A 540-nucleotide genomic window follows, 5' to 3' on the forward strand; every position below is an offset into this window, starting at 1 on the left:
CGACCTGCTCGAGACCCACTGCCGCGGAACGCCCCGTGAGCGGGCGGCGGCGGCACGCGTCCTGTACGCGAGCGACGCCACGGACCTCGCGACCACCGGCGTCGACCTTCTGTTGGGGGACCGTCCGGACGCGTTCTCGGTGTTCGGTATCGACACGCTGTACCGGGTCGCCGAAGCGGACCCCTCCGTGCTGTTCGAGCGGGCGGCGGCCGACTTCGACGAGTGGGACCCGGCGCTCCAACAACAGGTGTTGCTCGCGACCCGCCACCTCCACACCGTCGTCGGGGGTGCCGACCTCTCGTGGGCAGTTCGCGCTATCGACAGCCCGGCGGAGCGGGTCCGCGTCGCCGCCTGGCGCGCCCTCGACGCGTACGGCTGGAACCCGCGGATCCGTGCAGGAGTCGAGTTCGATGCCATCTACGACGACCCCTCGCCGATCGTCCGTGCCGACGCGTACCGCCTGCTCGGCGCGTGGGGCGACCCGGACGCACTCGCGACACTTCAGGGGGCTGCAGCCGCCGAACCCGACGCGAGAGCTCG

The 540-nt window shown here is 72.2% G+C and carries 1 pseudogene; it reads left to right on the plus strand.

Annotated features, from left to right (window positions below):
- Positions 1-540: pseudogene (locus ACFQEU_RS17860) on the plus strand (HEAT repeat domain-containing protein); the annotation flags it as partial.

The sequence above is a fragment of the Halorubrum tibetense genome (assembly GCF_042661865.1).
In the GTDB taxonomy this organism is placed as follows: Archaea; Halobacteriota; Halobacteria; order Halobacteriales; family Haloferacaceae; genus Halorubrum; species Halorubrum tibetense.